This window comes from Streptomyces sp. NPDC048419 (genome assembly GCF_043200415.1).
Lineage (GTDB): Bacteria > Actinomycetota > Actinomycetes > Streptomycetales > Streptomycetaceae > Streptomyces.
The window spans coordinates 1-14,488 of the sequence record NZ_JBICXT010000011.1 but is presented as its reverse complement, the minus strand read 5'-3'; the positions used below and the strand labels follow the sequence as shown (position 1 = coordinate 14,488).

Below are 14,488 nucleotides of genomic sequence, written 5' to 3'. Positions count from 1 at the left end.
TGAGAATGGCTAAGCAGATCAAGGGCATCCTGGGCGAGAAGCTCGGCATGACGCAGGTGTGGGACGAGAACAACCGTGTTGTTCCGGTCACCGTCGTCAAGGCCGGCCCGAACGTCGTCACCCAGGTCCGTACGAATGACTCGGACGGCTACGAGTCGGTCCAGATCGCCTTCGGCGAGATCGACCCGCGCAAGGTGAACAAGCCCCTCAAGGGCCACTTCGCCAAGGCCGACGTCACCCCCCGCCGTCACCTCGTCGAGATCCGCACCGCGGATGCCTCCGAGTACACCCTCGGCCAGGAGATCTCCGCCGAGGTCTTCGAGGCGGGCGTGAAGGTCGACGTCACCGGCAAGAGCAAGGGCAAGGGCTTCGCCGGTGTCATGAAGCGTCACAACTTCAAGGGCCTCGGCGCCGGTCACGGCACCCAGCGCAAGCACCGCTCTCCCGGTTCCATCGGTGGCTGCGCCACCCCGGGCCGTGTGTTCAAGGGCCTCCGCATGGCGGGTCGCATGGGCAACGAGCGGGTCACCACCCAGAACCTGACCGTCCACGCCGTTGACGCGGAGAAGGGTCTGCTGCTCATCAAGGGCGCGGTTCCCGGTCCGAACGGCGGCCTCGTCCTGGTCCGCACCGCGGCCAAGGGGGCCTGAGGTACCGATGAGCACTGTTGACATCCTTTCGCCTGCAGGCGAGAAGACCGGTAGCGTCGAGCTCCCCGCGGAGATCTTCGGCGTGGAGAAGATCAGCATCCCGCTGATCCACCAGGTCGTCGTCGCGCAGAACGCCGCTGCCCGCCAGGGCACGCACAAGACCAAGCGTCGCGGTGAAGTCCGTGGTGGCGGCAAGAAGCCGTACCGCCAGAAGGGCACCGGCCGCGCCCGTCAGGGTTCGACCCGCGCCCCGCAGTTCGCCGGCGGTGGCGTCGTCCACGGCCCGCAGCCGCGTGACTACTCGCAGCGGACCCCGAAGAAGATGAAGGCCGCGGCCCTGCGCCACGCCCTCACCGACCGGGCCCGCCACAACCGCATCCACGTCGTCTCCGGCGTGATCGCGGGCGAGACCCCCTCCACGAAGGCCGCCAGGACGCTGTTCGGCAAGATCTCGGAGCGCAAGAACCTGCTCCTGGTCGTCGACCGCGCCGACGAGGCCGCGTGGCTGTCCGCCCGCAACCTGCCCCAGGTCCACATCCTGGAGCCGGGCCAGCTGAACACGTACGACGTTCTCGTCTCGGACGACGTGGTCTTCACCCAGGCCGCTTTCGAGTCCTTCGTGTCTGGCCCCAAGGCCGCTGACACCGAAGGGAGCGAGGCCTGATGGCTACGCGTCACCCGAGCATTGCCTCGAAGGCCGCCAAGGCGGCCAAGGCCGCGCGCGTCGCCAAGGCGCGCCGCCACGAGGCCGAGGGCAAGAACACCGTCGAGACCCCGCTGAGCAAGTCGTACACGGACCCCCGTGACGTGCTGCTCAAGCCGGTCGTCTCCGAGAAGAGCTACGCGCTTCTCGACGAGAACAAGTACACGTTCATCGTCGACCCGAGTGCCAACAAGACCCAGATCAAGCAGGCCGTCCAGGCGGTCTTCTCGGTCAAGGTCACCGGGGTCAACACGATCAACCGCCAGGGCAAGCGCAAGCGGACCCGTACGGGTTTCGGCCAGCGTGCCGCCACCAAGCGCGCGATCGTGACCCTCGCCGAGGGCGACCGTATCGACATCTTCGGCGGTCCGACCGCGTAAGCGGGTCGGATCGTCCGATATCGGACGAGGACTGAGAAATGGGAATCCGCAAGTACAAGCCGACTACGCCGGGCCGTCGTGGCTCCAGCGTCGCCGACTTCGTCGAGGTCACGCGGTCCACGCCGGAGAAGTCGCTGGTTCGCCCGCTGCACAGCAAGGGCGGCCGTAACAATTCCGGTCGTGTGACCGTCCGCCACCAGGGCGGTGGCCACAAGCGCGCCTACCGAGTGATCGACTTCCGTCGTCACGACAAGGACGGCGTGCCGGCGAAGGTCGCGCACATCGAGTACGACCCCAACCGCACCGCGCGCATCGCGCTGCTCCACTACGCGGACGGCGAGAAGCGCTACATCCTGGCGCCGCGGGGTCTGAGCCAGGGCGACCGGATCGAGAACGGTCCGGGCGCCGACATCAAGCCCGGGAACAACCTGGCGCTGCGCAACATCCCGGTCGGTACGACGATCCACTCCGTGGAGCTTCGTCCGGGCGGTGGCGCCAAGTTCGCCCGTTCCGCCGGTGCCTCCGTGCAGCTGCTCGCGAAGGAGGGCTCGATGGCCCACCTCCGCATGCCGTCCGGTGAGATCCGCCTGGTCGACCAGCGCTGCCGCGCCACGGTCGGCGAGGTCGGCAACGCCGAGCAGAGCAACATCAACTGGGGCAAGGCCGGCCGCAAGCGCTGGCTGGGCGTCCGCCCGACCGTTCGCGGTGTGGCGATGAACCCGGTTGACCACCCCCACGGTGGTGGTGAGGGCAAGACCTCCGGTGGTCGCCACCCGGTCAGCCCCTGGGGTCAGAAGGAGGGTCGTACTCGTTCGCCCAAGAAGGCGTCGAACAAGTACATCGTCCGCCGCCGCAAGACGAACAAGAAGCGCTAGGAGCGGGTTTAGATGCCGCGCAGTCTCAAGAAGGGGCCCTTCGTCGACGACCACCTCGTAAAGAAGGTGGACGCCCAGAACGAAGCCGGCACCAAGAACGTCATCAAGACCTGGTCCCGTCGCTCGATGATCGTCCCGGCCATGCTCGGCCACACGATCGCGGTGCACAACGGCAAGACCCACATCCCGGTGTTCGTCACCGAGTCGATGGTCGGCCACAAGCTCGGCGAGTTCTCGCCGACGCGCACCTTCCGGGGTCACGTCAAGGACGACCGGAAGTCGAAGCGCCGCTAGCAGCGGATCGCATTCAGACACGTAAGTAACTGAGAGGGACAACCATGGAAGCCAGGGCCCAGGCGCGGTACATCCGCGTTACGCCCATGAAGGCCCGCCGCGTGGTGGACCTTATCCGTGGCATGGATGCCACGGAGGCTCAGGCTGTTCTGCGATTCGCTCCGCAGGCAGCCTCCGCGCCCGTCGGCAAGGTGCTGGACAGCGCCATCGCCAACGCCGCGCACAACTACGACCACACCGACGCCGACAGCCTCTTCATCTCCGAGGCGTACGTCGACGAGGGCCCGACCCTGAAGCGGTTCCGGCCGCGTGCCCAGGGCCGTGCCTACCGGATCCGCAAGCGGACCAGCCACATCACCGTGGTCGTCAGCAGCAAGGAAGGAACCCGGTAATGGGCCAGAAGGTTAACCCGCATGGGTTCCGGCTCGGTGTCACGACCGACTTCAAGTCGCGTTGGTACGCCGACAAGCTGTACAAGGACTACGTCAAGGAAGACGTCGCCATCCGTCGGATGATGACGTCCGGCATGGAGCGCGCCGGTATCTCGAAGGTGGAGATCGAGCGCACCCGTGACCGCGTGCGTGTGGACATCCACACCGCTCGTCCGGGCATCGTCATCGGCCGCCGTGGCGCCGAGGCCGACCGCATCCGCGGTGACCTCGAGAAGCTCACGGGCAAGCAGGTCCAGCTGAACATCCTCGAGGTCAAGAACCCCGAGACCGACGCTCAGCTGGTTGCCCAGGCCGTTGCCGAGCAGCTCTCCTCCCGCGTCTCCTTCCGCCGCGCCATGCGTAAGAGCATGCAGTCGGCGATGAAGGCCGGCGCCAAGGGCATCAAGATCCAGTGCGGCGGTCGCCTCGGCGGCGCCGAGATGTCCCGCTCGGAGTTCTACCGCGAGGGCCGCGTGCCCCTGCACACGCTCCGCGCGAACGTGGACTACGGCTTCTTCGAGGCCAAGACGACCTTCGGCCGCATCGGCGTGAAGGTCTGGATCTACAAGGGCGACGTCAAGAACATCGCCGAGGTCCGCGCCGAGAACGCTGCGGCCCGTGCGGGTAACCGCCCGGCCCGTGGTGGTGCCGACCGCCCGGCCCGTGGTGGCCGTGGTGGCGAGCGGCGCGGTCGCAAGCCGCAGCAGGCTGCCGGCGCCGAGGCCCCCAAGGCCGAGGCTCCCGCGTCCGCTCCGGCTGAGAGCACCGGAACGGAGGCCTGACCGAAATGCTGATCCCCCGTAGGGTCAAGCACCGCAAGCAGCACCACCCGGGACGCAGCGGCGCTGCCAAGGGTGGCACGACGGTTGCGTTCGGCGAGTACGGCATCCAGGCGCTCACCCCGGCGTATGTGACGAACCGTCAGATCGAGGCCGCTCGTATCGCCATGACGCGTCACATCAAGCGTGGTGGCAAGGTCTGGATCAACATCTACCCGGACCGTCCCCTCACCAAGAAGCCTGCCGAGACCCGCATGGGTTCCGGTAAGGGTTCGCCGGAGTGGTGGATCGCCAACGTCAAGCCCGGACGCGTGATGTTCGAGCTGTCGTACCCCAACGAGAAGATCGCCCGTGAGGCGCTTACCCGTGCGGCCCACAAGCTGCCGATGAAGTGCCGGATCGTCAAGCGCGAGGCAGGTGAAGCGTGATGTCGGCCGGTACCAAGGCGTCCGAGCTGCGCGAACTGGGTGACGAGGAGCTTCTGGCGAAGCTCCGCGAAGCCAAGGAAGAGCTGTTCAACCTCCGCTTCCAGGCGGCGACGGGTCAGCTCGAGAACCACGGTCGGCTCAAGGCCGTCCGCAAGGACATCGCGCGGATCTACACCCTGATGCGTGAGCGCGAGCTGGGCATCGAGACGGTGGAGAGCGCCTGATGAGCGAGAGCAACGTGACTGAAGAGACGAAGGCCGCGCGCGGCTTCCGCAAGACCCGTGAGGGTCTCGTCGTCAGCGACAAGATGGACAAGACCGTCGTCGTCGCCGTCGAGGACCGTGTGAAGCACGCGCTGTACGGCAAGGTCATCCGCCGTACGAACAAGCTCAAGGCGCACGACGAGCAGAACGCCGCCGGCGTCGGCGACCGTGTCCTCCTCGCGGAGACCCGGCCGCTGTCCGCCACGAAGCGGTGGCGCGTCGTAGAGATCCTCGAGAAGGCCAAGTAGCAATTCCTGCGGGGCAGTTGCTCCGCAGGACAGTTCCGCCAGGCTCGGCAGGGGCGCCACCCCCTTGGGGGGAGCCCCTGCCGGGAACCGGCAGACAAACAGGAGATAGACGTGATCCAGCAGGAGTCGCGACTTCGTGTCGCCGACAACACTGGTGCGAAGGAAATCCTTTGCATCCGTGTGCTCGGTGGCTCCGGTCGCCGCTACGCGGGCATCGGTGACGTCATCGTCGCCACCGTCAAGGACGCGATCCCCGGTGGCAACGTGAAGAAGGGTGACGTCGTCAAGGCGGTCATCGTTCGCACCGTCAAGGAGCGCCGCCGTCCGGACGGCTCGTACATCCGCTTCGACGAGAACGCCGCCGTCATTCTGAAGAACGACGGCGACCCTCGCGGCACCCGCATCTTCGGCCCGGTCGGGCGTGAGCTGCGCGAGAAGAAGTTCATGAAGATCATCTCGCTCGCGCCGGAGGTGCTGTAAGCATGAAGATCAAGAAGGGCGACCTGGTTCAGGTCATCACCGGCAAGGACAAGGGCAAGCAGGGCAAGGTCATCGCGGCCTACCCCCGCGAGGACCGCGTCCTGGTCGAGGGTGTCAACCGGGTCAAGAAGCACACCAAGGCCGGCCCGACCGCCAGCGGTTCGCAGGCCGGCGGCATCGTGACCACCGAGGCCCCTGTCCACGTGTCCAACGTTCAGCTGGTCGTGGAGAAGGACGGCAACAAGGTCGTCACGCGTGTCGGTTACCGCTTCGACGACGAGGGCAACAAGATCCGCGTTGCCAAGCGGACGGGTGAGGACATCTGATGGCTACCACCACCACTCCGCGTCTCAAGACGAAGTACCGCGAGGAGATCGCGGGCAAGCTGCGTGACGAGTTCAAGTACGAGAACGTCATGCAGATCCCCGGCCTCGTCAAGATCGTGGTCAACATGGGTGTCGGCGACGCCGCCCGTGACTCGAAGCTGATCGAGGGCGCGATCCGCGACCTGACCACCATCACCGGTCAGAAGCCGGCCGTCACCAAGGCCCGCAAGTCCATCGCGCAGTTCAAGCTGCGTGAGGGTCAGCCGATCGGTGCCCACGTCACGCTCCGTGGCGACCGCATGTGGGAGTTCCTGGACCGCACCCTGTCGCTCGCGCTTCCGCGCATCCGCGACTTCCGTGGTCTGTCCCCCAAGCAGTTCGACGGCCGTGGCAACTACACCTTCGGTCTCACCGAGCAGGTCATGTTCCACGAGATCGACCAGGACAAGATCGACCGTACCCGGGGCATGGACATCACCGTGGTCACCACGGCGACCAACGACGCTGAGGGCCGTGCGCTCCTTCGTCACCTCGGCTTCCCCTTCAAGGAGGCGTGAGCGAGATGGCGAAGAAGGCTCTGATCGCGAAGGCTGCTCGCAAGCCCAAGTTCGGCGTGCGTGGCTACACGCGCTGCCAGCGCTGCGGCCGTCCCCACTCCGTGTACCGCAAGTTCGGCCTGTGCCGCGTGTGCCTTCGTGAGATGGCTCACCGTGGCGAGCTGCCGGGCGTGACCAAGAGCTCCTGGTAATCCCCCTTTTAGGGATTCTCAGGGCTCTCGGTAAGCAATGGGCGTGTCAGGCGCCCTCCCCTCCATGGCTTAGGCTTGGAGGGTTGGGCGCCTGACGGTCGCCCGTACGACTTACTACGCCGTAGGTCCACCGCACCGCACCCGCCTCGTCTCGGATCGAGGAGAGGGATGGGCACCTGGAAACCCCGGCGAGAGAGGCCGAAGGCCAATTCATGACCATGACTGATCCGATCGCAGACATGCTGACTCGTCTGCGGAACGCGAACTCGGCGTACCACGACTCTGTGACGATGCCGGCGTCCAAGATCAAGTCTCACATCGCGGAGATCCTCCAGCAGGAGGGCTTCATCACGGGCTGGAAGGTCGAGGACGCCGAGGTCGGCAAGAACCTCGTCCTCGAGCTGAAGTTCGGCCCGAACCGTGAGCGCTCCATCGCGGGCATCAAGCGGATCTCCAAGCCCGGTCTCCGGGTGTACGCGAAGTCCACCAACCTGCCGAAGGTGCTCGGCGGCCTCGGCGTGGCGATCATCTCCACGTCGCACGGGCTCCTCACCGACAAGCAGGCCGGCAAGAAGGGCGTAGGCGGGGAAGTCCTCGCCTACGTCTGGTAGCGGAAGGGAACGGAGGAAACAGCTATGTCGCGTATTGGCAAGCTCCCCATCACGGTTCCCGCCGGCGTGGACGTCACCATCGACGGCCAGACGGTCTCGGTCAAGGGCCCCAAGGGCACGCTGACCCACACCGTCGTGGCGCCGATCGAGATCGCCAAGGGTGAGGACGGCGTTCTGAACGTCACCCGCCCCAACGACGAGCGTCAGAGCAAGGCCCTGCACGGCCTGTCCCGCACGCTGGTGGCGAACATGATCACCGGCGTGACCCAGGGTTACGTGAAGAAGCTCGAGATCAGCGGTGTCGGTTACCGCGTGCAGGCCAAGGGTTCGAACCTCGAGTTCGCTCTCGGCTACAGCCACCCGATCACCGTCGAGGCGCCCGAGGGAATCACCTTCAAGGTGGAGAACCCGACCCGCTTCCAGGTCGAGGGCATCGACAAGCAGAAGGTCGGCGAGGTTGCGGCCAACATCCGCAAGCTGCGCAAGCCCGACCCGTACAAGGCCAAGGGCGTCAAGTACGAGGGCGAAGTCATCCGCCGCAAGGTCGGAAAGGCGGGTAAGTAAGCCATGGCATACGGACAGAAGATCCTCAAGGGCGACGCCTACAAGCGCGCCGCGATCAAGCGCCGCCACATCCGGATCCGTAAGAACATCAACGGAACGGCGGAGCGTCCGCGTCTGGTCGTTACCCGCTCGAACCGCCACATCGTGGCCCAGGTGATCGACGACATCAAGGGTCACACCCTGGCGTCGGCGTCCACCCTGGACACGTCGATCCGCGGTGGCGAGGCCGACAAGTCCGCGCAGGCCAAGCAGGTCGGCGCCCTGGTCGCCGAGCGCGCCAAGGCTGCCGGCGTCGAGGCTGTCGTGTTCGACCGTGGTGGTAACCAGTACGCCGGGCGCATCGCTGCCCTGGCGGACGCCGCCCGCGAAGCCGGACTCAAGTTCTGAGTCGGTTCCGTAGCTAGCGGAAACAGAGAGAGGTAATTCCAATGGCTGGACCCCAGCGCCGCGGTGGCGGTGCCGGTGGCGGCGAGCGGCGGGACCGGAAGGGTCGCGACGGTGGCAACGCCGCCGCCGAGAAGACCGCGTACGTTGAGCGCGTCGTCGCGATCAACCGCGTCGCCAAGGTTGTGAAGGGTGGTCGTCGCTTCAGCTTCACCGCGCTGGTCGTGGTGGGCGACGGTGACGGCACCGTGGGTGTCGGTTACGGCAAGGCCAAGGAGGTGCCGGCCGCCATCGCCAAGGGTGTTGAGGAGGCCAAGAAGCACTTCTTCAAGGTCCCCCGTATCCAGGGCACCATCCCGCACCCGATCCAGGGTGAGAAGGCTGCCGGCGTCGTGCTGCTCAAGCCCGCGTCCCCCGGTACCGGTGTTATCGCCGGTGGCCCGGTGCGCGCCGTGCTCGAGTGCGCCGGTATCCACGACATCCTGTCGAAGTCGCTCGGCTCCGACAACGCGATCAACATCGTGCACGCGACCGTGGAGGCCCTCAAGGGCCTGCAGCGTCCCGAGGAGGTCGCGGCCCGCCGTGGCCTGCCGCTCGAGGACGTCGCTCCCGCGGCTCTTCTCCGTGCACGCGCCGGGGCGGGTGCGTAATCATGGCGCAGCTCAAGATTACGCAGGTCAAGTCCTACATCGGCAGCAAGCAGAACCACCGTGACACCCTGCGTTCCCTGGGCCTCAAGCGCCTGGGTGACGTGGTCGTCAAGGAGGACCGCCCCGAGTTCCGCGGCATGGTGCGCCATGTCCGTCACCTCGTGACGGTCGAGGAGGTCGACTGATCATGGCGGAGAACAACCCGCTCAAGATCCACAACCTCCGTCCCGCCCCGGGCGCCAAGACCGCCAAGACCCGTGTCGGTCGTGGTGAGGCGTCGAAGGGTAAGACGGCCGGTCGTGGTACCAAGGGCACGAAGGCCCGCTACCAGGTTCCGGAGCGCTTCGAGGGTGGGCAGATGCCCCTCCACATGCGTCTTCCGAAGCTGAAGGGCTTCAAGAACCCGTTCAAGACCGAGTTCCAGGTCGTGAACCTCGACAAGCTGGCCGCGCTCTACCCCGAGGGTGGCGAAGTCACCGTCGAGGGCCTGGTGGCCAAGGGTGCCGTTCGCAAGAACAGCCTCGTCAAGGTCCTCGGCCAGGGCGAGATCTCCGTGGCGCTGCAGGTGACGGTCGACGCCGTCTCCGGCTCCGCCAAGGAGAAGATCACCGCCGCCGGCGGCACCGTCACCGAGCTCGTCTGAGTCACTCAGGCGACCACTCGATGACCTGAACGATCCCGACCGGGGATATCCCACAAAGGGGTATCCCCGGTTGGTCGTTCCACGGGAAGCTGTGCCGCCGGTAAGGTAGCCAGCACTGTTCTTCTTTGTATCCGTCGAACCTCAAGACCGTCACCCTTGACGCTTTGCGCGGGGGTCGCAGGAGGCACCGTGCTCACCGCGTTCGCCCGGGCGTTCAGGACGCCCGACCTGCGCAAGAAGCTGCTCTTCACGCTCGCCATCATCGTGGTGTACCGGGTCGGTACACACATCCCGATCCCCGGCGTCAACTACCAGGCCGTCCAGAGCTGTGTCGACCAGGCGTCCGGCAACCAGGGCCTGTTCGGTCTGGTCAACATGTTCAGCGGCGGCGCGCTGCTGCAGATCACGGTCTTCGCGCTCGGCATCATGCCGTACATCACGGCGAGCATCATTCTCCAGCTGCTGACCGTGGTGATCCCGCGACTCGAAGCCCTCAAGAAGGAGGGCTCGGCCGGTACGGCGAAGATCACTCAGTACACCCGTTACCTCACGGTGGCGCTCGCCATCCTGCAGGGCACGGGCCTGGTGGCCACCGCCCGCAGCGGCGCCCTCTTCTCCGGCTGCACGGTCGCGTCCAGCATCGTCCCGGACCAGGCGATCTTCACCACCGTCACGATGGTCATCTGCATGACCGCCGGTACGGCCGTGGTGATGTGGCTCGGCGAGCTGATCACCGACCGCGGTATCGGCAACGGCATGTCGATCCTGATGTTCATCTCGATCGCCGCAACCTTCCCCTCCGCGCTGTGGGCCATCAAGAAGCAGGGCACCCTGGCGGGCGGCTGGATCGAGTTCGGCACCGTCATCCTGGTCGGCCTGGTCATGGTCGGTCTGGTGGTCTTCGTCGAGCAGGCCCAGCGGCGCATCCCCGTTCAGTACGCGAAGCGGATGATCGGCCGCCGTTCCTACGGCGGTACGTCGACCTACATCCCGCTGAAGGTCAACCAGGCGGGTGTGATTCCCGTCATCTTCGCGTCGTCGCTGCTCTACATCCCGGCCCTGGTCGCTCAGTTCTCCGGCAGCAAGGCCGGCTGGAAGACCTGGGTCGAACAGAACCTCACCAAGGGCGACCATCCGATTTACCTGGTCAGCTACTTCTTGCTGATCGTTTTCTTCGCGTTCTTCTACGTGGCGATCTCCTTCAACCCCGAAGAAGTCGCCGACAACATGAAGAAGTATGGTGGCTTCATCCCGGGCATCCGGGCTGGCCGACCGACCGCTGAGTACCTCAGCTACGTACTCAACCGGATCACCTGGCCGGGTTCGCTGTATCTGGGGCTGATCGCTCTTGTACCAACGATGGCGTTGGTCGGGTTCGGGGCATCCGGTAACTTCCCCTTCGGCGGGACGAGCATCCTGATCATCGTGGGTGTGGGTCTTGAGACGGTGAAGCAGATCGAGAGCCAGCTTCAGCAGCGCAATTACGAAGGGTTCCTCCGCTGATGCGAATCGTCCTCGTCGGGCCGCCGGGTGCTGGAAAGGGCACTCAGGCCACGCGTCTTGCCGGGAAGCTGTCGATCCCCCACATCTCCACGGGCGATCTGTTCCGAGCGAACATCAGCCGGCAGACGGAGCTCGGGAAACTCGCGAAGTCCTACATGGACGCCGGCAACCTCGTCCCCGACGAGGTGACCATCGCGATGGCCAAGGACCGCATGGAGCAGCCGGACGCGGAGAACGGCTTCCTGCTCGACGGTTTCCCGCGCAACGTCTCGCAGGCCGAGGCGCTCGACGAGCTGCTCAAGACCGAGACCATCAAGCTGGACGCCGTGCTCGACCTCGAGGTCCCCGAGGAAGAGGTCGTCAAGCGGATCGCCGGCCGGCGCATCTGCCGTAACGACTCCGCGCACGTGTTCCACGTGACGTACAGCCCCGCGAAGAAGGAAGGCGTCTGCGACGTCTGCGGCGGGGAGCTCTACCAGCGCGACGACGACTCCGAGGAGACCGTCCGCAAGCGGCTCGAGGTCTACCACACGCAGACCGAGCCGATCATCGACTACTACAAGGCGCAGGGCCTGGTCGTCACGATCTCCTCCCTGGGCCCGGTGGACGAGGTCACGCAGCGGGCGCTGGAAGCACTCAAGCGCGAGGACGAGGGCAAGTAGTCGTCCGCCTGTTACGGCCGTGGCACCCGAAGGGGCGTCACGGCCGTAGTGTTGTGTTGGTAACCGGCAGTCGAAGTGACGGAGAGCGCAGGACCCCATGGTGCAGATCAAGAGCCCCGAGCAGATCGCCAAGATGCGCGAGGCGGGGCTGGTCGTCGCCGCCATCCACGCGGCGACGCGTGAAGCGGCGGTGCCCGGCGCCTCCACCAAGGACCTGGACCAGGTCGCGCGCAAGGTACTCGCCGAGCACGACGCCAAGCCCAACTTCCTCGGCTACGGCGGCTTCCCCGCGACGATCTGCACCTCTGTCAACGAGGTCGTCGTCCACGGCATCCCGTCCGACGAGGTCGTCCTGAAGGACGGCGACATCATCTCCATCGACTGCGGCGCGATCATCGACGGCTGGCACGGGGACGCGGCGTACACCGCCTTCGTGGGCTCGGGTCACGCTCCGGAGCTGATCGAGCTCTCCCGGGTCACCGAGGAGTCCATGTGGGCCGGTATCGCGGCGATGAAGCAGGGCAACCGCCTCGTCGACGTCTCCCGCGCCGTCGAGACCTACATCCGCCGCCAGCCGAAGCCGGGCGGCGGCAAGTACGGGATCATCGAGGACTACGGCGGCCACGGCATCGGCACCGAGATGCACATGGACCCGCACCTGCTGAACTACGTCGACCGCCGCCGCGGCAAGGGCCCCAAGCTGGTCCCCGGCTTCTGCCTCGCGATCGAGCCGATGGTCTCCCTCGGCACCCCGAAGACCGAGGTCCTCTCCGACGACTGGACGGTCATCACCACGGACGGCACCTGGTCCTCCCACTGGGAGCACTCGGTCGCGCTGACCGAGGAGGGCCCCCTGGTCCTCACGTCCCCGGACGGCGGCAAGGCGAAGCTGGCGGAGCTCGGAATCACGGCTGCGCCGGATCCTCTCGCATAACGATCTCCATGCTGGGGCAGACTTGCTCGATTCGTCTTTCCGGGTGCCCTGACGTAGACTGACTCGTCGGCTCTCGTGCACCCGCATGTCCGCATGCGCCCGTAAGGGAAAGCATCGAGAGTCGATCAAGGTAGTCGATTCGAAGGGCGAAGCGTGGCCAAGAAGCAAGGTGCCATCGAGATCGAGGGCACTGTCGTCGAGTCTCTGCCGAACGCCATGTTCAAGGTCGAGCTCCAGAACGGCCACCAGGTCCTGGCACACATCAGCGGCAAGATGCGTATGCACTACATCCGCATCCTCCCTGACGACCGGGTCGTGGTGGAGTTGTCTCCTTACGACCTGACGCGTGGCCGGATCGTCTACCGCTACAAGTAGATCTTGCCCGCATCCCGCTCACACGGGGTGGTGGCACTGACCCGGAGAACCTCAATCCCATGAAGGTCAAGCCGAGCGTCAAGAAGATCTGCGACAAGTGCAGGGTGATCCGCCGTCACGGTCGGGTCATGGTCATCTGCGACAACCCGCGCCACAAGCAGCGCCAGGGCTGACGCACGACCTATCCCTCTGCATCGACATCGCAGAGATTCGCGCGACGCGAGCTGAATTGTTCATACGCAGATCCCAGGTGCCGAAGGCGCCTGACACCCCCGGCTCGGAGGCCGGGGACCCAGTTCGTACCTGGTACGGCGGCTGGGAAACGGTTCTGCGGAAGACCTCCGAAGATCACCAGGAGCCATTGAAGTGGCACGCGTTTCCGGTGTTGACATCCCGCGCGAAAAGCGCGTGGAGGTCGCCCTCACCTACGTGTTCGGCATCGGCCGGACCCTTTCGCAGCTGACGCTGGCGGAGACGGGCATCGACCCGAACACCCGTGTTCGTGACCTGAGCGAAGAGCAGCTGGTCGCGATCCGCGAGTACGTGGACAACAACATCAAGACCGAGGGTGACCTCCGTCGCGAGATCCAGGCCGACATCCGCCGCAAGGTCGAGATCGGCTGCTACCAGGGTCTCCGTCACCGTCGCGGTCTGCCCGTCCGCGGTCAGCGCACCAGCACGAACGCCCGCACCCGCAAGGGCCCGCGTCGCGCCATCGCCGGCAAGAAGAAGCCGGGCAAGAAGTAGTCCTCGGCGGACAACGCTTCATCAGCGGTCTTCGCTGTAGGACCGACCACCTCCCCGTAGGAGTTTGTAGATGCCCCCCAAGGGTCGTCAGGGCGCTGCCAAGAAGGTGCGCCGCAAGGAAAAGAAGAACGTCGCTCACGGCCACGCGCACATCAAGAGCACGTTCAACAACACGATCGTCTCCATCACGGACCCGTCCGGCAACGTGATCTCCTGGGCCTCCGCCGGCCACGTCGGCTTCAAGGGCTCCCGGAAGTCCACGCCGTTCGCCGCGCAGATGGCTGCCGAGTCGGCCGCCCGCCGCGCCCAGGAGCACGGCATGCGCAAGGTCGACGTGTTCGTCAAGGGCCCGGGTTCCGGTCGTGAGACCGCCATCCGCTCCCTGCAGGCCACGGGCCTCGAGGTCGGCTCCATCCAGGACGTCACCCCGACCCCGCACAACGGCTGCCGTCCGCCGAAGCGCCGCCGCGTCTGACGCGCAGCGCTCCGCTGGTTTCGGGGTCTCGGGCGGTACGGCACTGTATGGAGCCGTACCGCCCGTACCCTTGAAGTACCTCAGGGCATCAAATAGTGGGTGCCCCTGAACTGAAGGATTCACTTCATGCTGATCGCTCAGCGTCCCTCGCTGGCCGAAGAGGTCGTCGACGAGTTCCGCTCCCGGTTCGTGATCGAGCCGCTGGAGCCGGGCTTCGGCTACACCCTCGGCAACTCCCTGCGCCGCACGCTCCTCTCCTCGATTCCGGGTGCGGCGGTCACGTCCATCCGTGTCGACGGTGTCCTGCACGAGTTCACCACCGTGCCGGGCGTCAA

Annotated in this window: 27 protein-coding genes and 1 pseudogene; all 28 read left to right on the top strand. The window is 65.9% G+C overall.

The window, feature by feature from the left end; genetic code table 11:
• The first annotated feature begins 5 nt into the window (after positions 1–5).
• Positions 6–650: a 50S ribosomal protein L3 gene (gene rplC, locus ACGFYN_RS22940; RefSeq protein WP_030619125.1), complete on the top strand. Its 645-nt coding sequence runs from the start codon at positions 6–8 to the stop codon at positions 648–650.
• Positions 651–657: 7 nt separating this feature from the next.
• Entirely contained in the window at positions 658–1,314 is a 657-nt protein-coding gene (rplD, locus tag ACGFYN_RS22935) for a 50S ribosomal protein L4 (RefSeq protein WP_393867691.1), read from the top strand.
• Positions 1,314–1,733, top strand: coding sequence for a 50S ribosomal protein L23 (gene rplW, locus ACGFYN_RS22930; RefSeq protein WP_384252220.1), 420 nt, complete (start codon positions 1,314–1,316; stop codon positions 1,731–1,733). Before rplD ends, rplW begins: the two co-directional genes overlap by 1 nt.
• Before the next feature lie 38 nt (positions 1,734–1,771).
• Positions 1,772–2,608, top strand: a complete 837-nt coding sequence (rplB, locus tag ACGFYN_RS22925; RefSeq protein WP_393867690.1) for a 50S ribosomal protein L2 — start codon at positions 1,772–1,774, stop codon at positions 2,606–2,608.
• Positions 2,609–2,620: 12 nt separating this feature from the next.
• Complete coding sequence (gene rpsS / locus ACGFYN_RS22920) at positions 2,621–2,902, top strand: 30S ribosomal protein S19 (RefSeq protein ID WP_030567256.1); 282 nt, start codon at positions 2,621–2,623, stop codon at positions 2,900–2,902.
• A gap of 44 nt (positions 2,903–2,946) precedes the next feature.
• Entirely contained in the window at positions 2,947–3,294 is a 348-nt protein-coding gene (gene rplV / locus ACGFYN_RS22915) for a 50S ribosomal protein L22 (protein WP_189958136.1), read from the top strand.
• The gene (gene rpsC, locus ACGFYN_RS22910; RefSeq protein ID WP_003998826.1) at positions 3,294–4,115 is read left to right on the top strand and encodes a 30S ribosomal protein S3; all 822 of its coding nucleotides are present in this window, start codon (positions 3,294–3,296) and stop codon (positions 4,113–4,115) included. Before rplV ends, rpsC begins: the two co-directional genes overlap by 1 nt.
• Before the next feature lie 5 nt (positions 4,116–4,120).
• Positions 4,121–4,540: a 50S ribosomal protein L16 gene (gene rplP, locus ACGFYN_RS22905; RefSeq protein WP_007494765.1), complete on the top strand. Its 420-nt coding sequence runs from the start codon at positions 4,121–4,123 to the stop codon at positions 4,538–4,540.
• On the top strand, positions 4,540–4,764 hold the full coding sequence (gene rpmC / locus ACGFYN_RS22900) for a 50S ribosomal protein L29 (protein ID WP_003998824.1): 225 nt from the start codon (positions 4,540–4,542) through the stop codon (positions 4,762–4,764). Before rplP ends, rpmC begins: the two co-directional genes overlap by 1 nt.
• Positions 4,764–5,051, top strand: a complete 288-nt coding sequence (gene rpsQ, locus ACGFYN_RS22895; protein ID WP_016434628.1) for a 30S ribosomal protein S17 — start codon at positions 4,764–4,766, stop codon at positions 5,049–5,051. Before rpmC ends, rpsQ begins: the two co-directional genes overlap by 1 nt.
• Positions 5,052–5,162: 111 nt before the next feature.
• Complete coding sequence (rplN, locus tag ACGFYN_RS22890) at positions 5,163–5,531, top strand: 50S ribosomal protein L14 (protein ID WP_003998823.1); 369 nt, start codon at positions 5,163–5,165, stop codon at positions 5,529–5,531.
• Positions 5,532–5,533: 2 nt separating this feature from the next.
• Complete coding sequence (rplX, locus tag ACGFYN_RS22885; protein WP_129307392.1) at positions 5,534–5,857, top strand: 50S ribosomal protein L24; 324 nt, start codon at positions 5,534–5,536, stop codon at positions 5,855–5,857.
• Complete coding sequence (gene rplE / locus ACGFYN_RS22880) at positions 5,857–6,414, top strand: 50S ribosomal protein L5 (RefSeq protein ID WP_020135807.1); 558 nt, start codon at positions 5,857–5,859, stop codon at positions 6,412–6,414. The genes rplX and rplE overlap by 1 nt, the downstream gene beginning before the upstream one ends.
• A 5-nt stretch (positions 6,415–6,419) precedes the next feature.
• Entirely contained in the window at positions 6,420–6,605 is a 186-nt protein-coding gene (locus ACGFYN_RS22875) for a type Z 30S ribosomal protein S14 (protein ID WP_003948630.1), read from the top strand.
• Positions 6,606–6,817: 212 nt separating this feature from the next.
• Positions 6,818–7,216: a 30S ribosomal protein S8 gene (gene rpsH / locus ACGFYN_RS22870; protein WP_007384075.1), complete on the top strand. Its 399-nt coding sequence runs from the start codon at positions 6,818–6,820 to the stop codon at positions 7,214–7,216.
• Positions 7,217–7,240: 24 nt separating this feature from the next.
• The gene (gene rplF / locus ACGFYN_RS22865) at positions 7,241–7,780 is read left to right on the top strand and encodes a 50S ribosomal protein L6 (RefSeq protein WP_389423037.1); all 540 of its coding nucleotides are present in this window, start codon (positions 7,241–7,243) and stop codon (positions 7,778–7,780) included.
• 3 nt (positions 7,781–7,783) lie between these two features.
• A complete protein-coding gene (gene rplR, locus ACGFYN_RS22860) occupies positions 7,784–8,167 on the top strand; it encodes a 50S ribosomal protein L18 (protein ID WP_393867689.1) in 384 nt (127 codons plus the stop codon).
• 41 nt (positions 8,168–8,208) lie between these two features.
• Complete coding sequence (gene rpsE, locus ACGFYN_RS22855) at positions 8,209–8,814, top strand: 30S ribosomal protein S5 (RefSeq protein WP_266598918.1); 606 nt, start codon at positions 8,209–8,211, stop codon at positions 8,812–8,814.
• Positions 8,815–8,816: 2 nt separating this feature from the next.
• Positions 8,817–8,999 carry a 50S ribosomal protein L30 gene (gene rpmD, locus ACGFYN_RS22850; RefSeq protein WP_276110728.1) on the top strand — a complete coding sequence of 61 codons (183 nt, stop codon included), beginning with the start codon at positions 8,817–8,819 and terminating at the stop codon, positions 8,997–8,999.
• Between the two features lie 2 nt (positions 9,000–9,001).
• Positions 9,002–9,457 (top strand): 50S ribosomal protein L15, encoded by a 456-nt coding sequence (rplO, locus tag ACGFYN_RS22845; protein WP_003974249.1) that lies wholly within the window; start codon positions 9,002–9,004, stop codon positions 9,455–9,457.
• Positions 9,458–9,646: 189 nt separating this feature from the next.
• Positions 9,647–10,960, top strand: coding sequence for a preprotein translocase subunit SecY (secY, locus tag ACGFYN_RS22840; protein WP_393867688.1), 1,314 nt, complete (start codon positions 9,647–9,649; stop codon positions 10,958–10,960).
• Positions 10,960–11,622: an adenylate kinase gene (locus ACGFYN_RS22835; RefSeq protein WP_393867687.1), complete on the top strand. Its 663-nt coding sequence runs from the start codon at positions 10,960–10,962 to the stop codon at positions 11,620–11,622. Before secY ends, ACGFYN_RS22835 begins: the two co-directional genes overlap by 1 nt.
• 97 nt (positions 11,623–11,719) lie before the next feature.
• Entirely contained in the window at positions 11,720–12,556 is an 837-nt protein-coding gene (gene map, locus ACGFYN_RS22830; RefSeq protein WP_393867686.1) for a type I methionyl aminopeptidase, read from the top strand.
• Between the two features lie 153 nt (positions 12,557–12,709).
• Positions 12,710–12,931: a translation initiation factor IF-1 gene (gene infA / locus ACGFYN_RS22825; RefSeq protein WP_003948620.1), complete on the top strand. Its 222-nt coding sequence runs from the start codon at positions 12,710–12,712 to the stop codon at positions 12,929–12,931.
• Positions 12,932–12,990: 59 nt separating this feature from the next.
• Entirely contained in the window at positions 12,991–13,104 is a 114-nt protein-coding gene (gene rpmJ, locus ACGFYN_RS22820) for a 50S ribosomal protein L36 (protein WP_003974245.1), read from the top strand.
• Between the two features lie 193 nt (positions 13,105–13,297).
• Positions 13,298–13,678 (top strand): 30S ribosomal protein S13, encoded by a 381-nt coding sequence (gene rpsM / locus ACGFYN_RS22815; RefSeq protein ID WP_037680379.1) that lies wholly within the window; start codon positions 13,298–13,300, stop codon positions 13,676–13,678.
• A gap of 70 nt (positions 13,679–13,748) precedes the next feature.
• Positions 13,749–14,153, top strand: a complete 405-nt coding sequence (gene rpsK / locus ACGFYN_RS22810; RefSeq protein ID WP_003956432.1) for a 30S ribosomal protein S11 — start codon at positions 13,749–13,751, stop codon at positions 14,151–14,153.
• 126 nt (positions 14,154–14,279) lie between these two features.
• Positions 14,280–14,488: pseudogene (locus tag ACGFYN_RS22805) on the top strand (DNA-directed RNA polymerase subunit alpha); the annotation flags it as partial.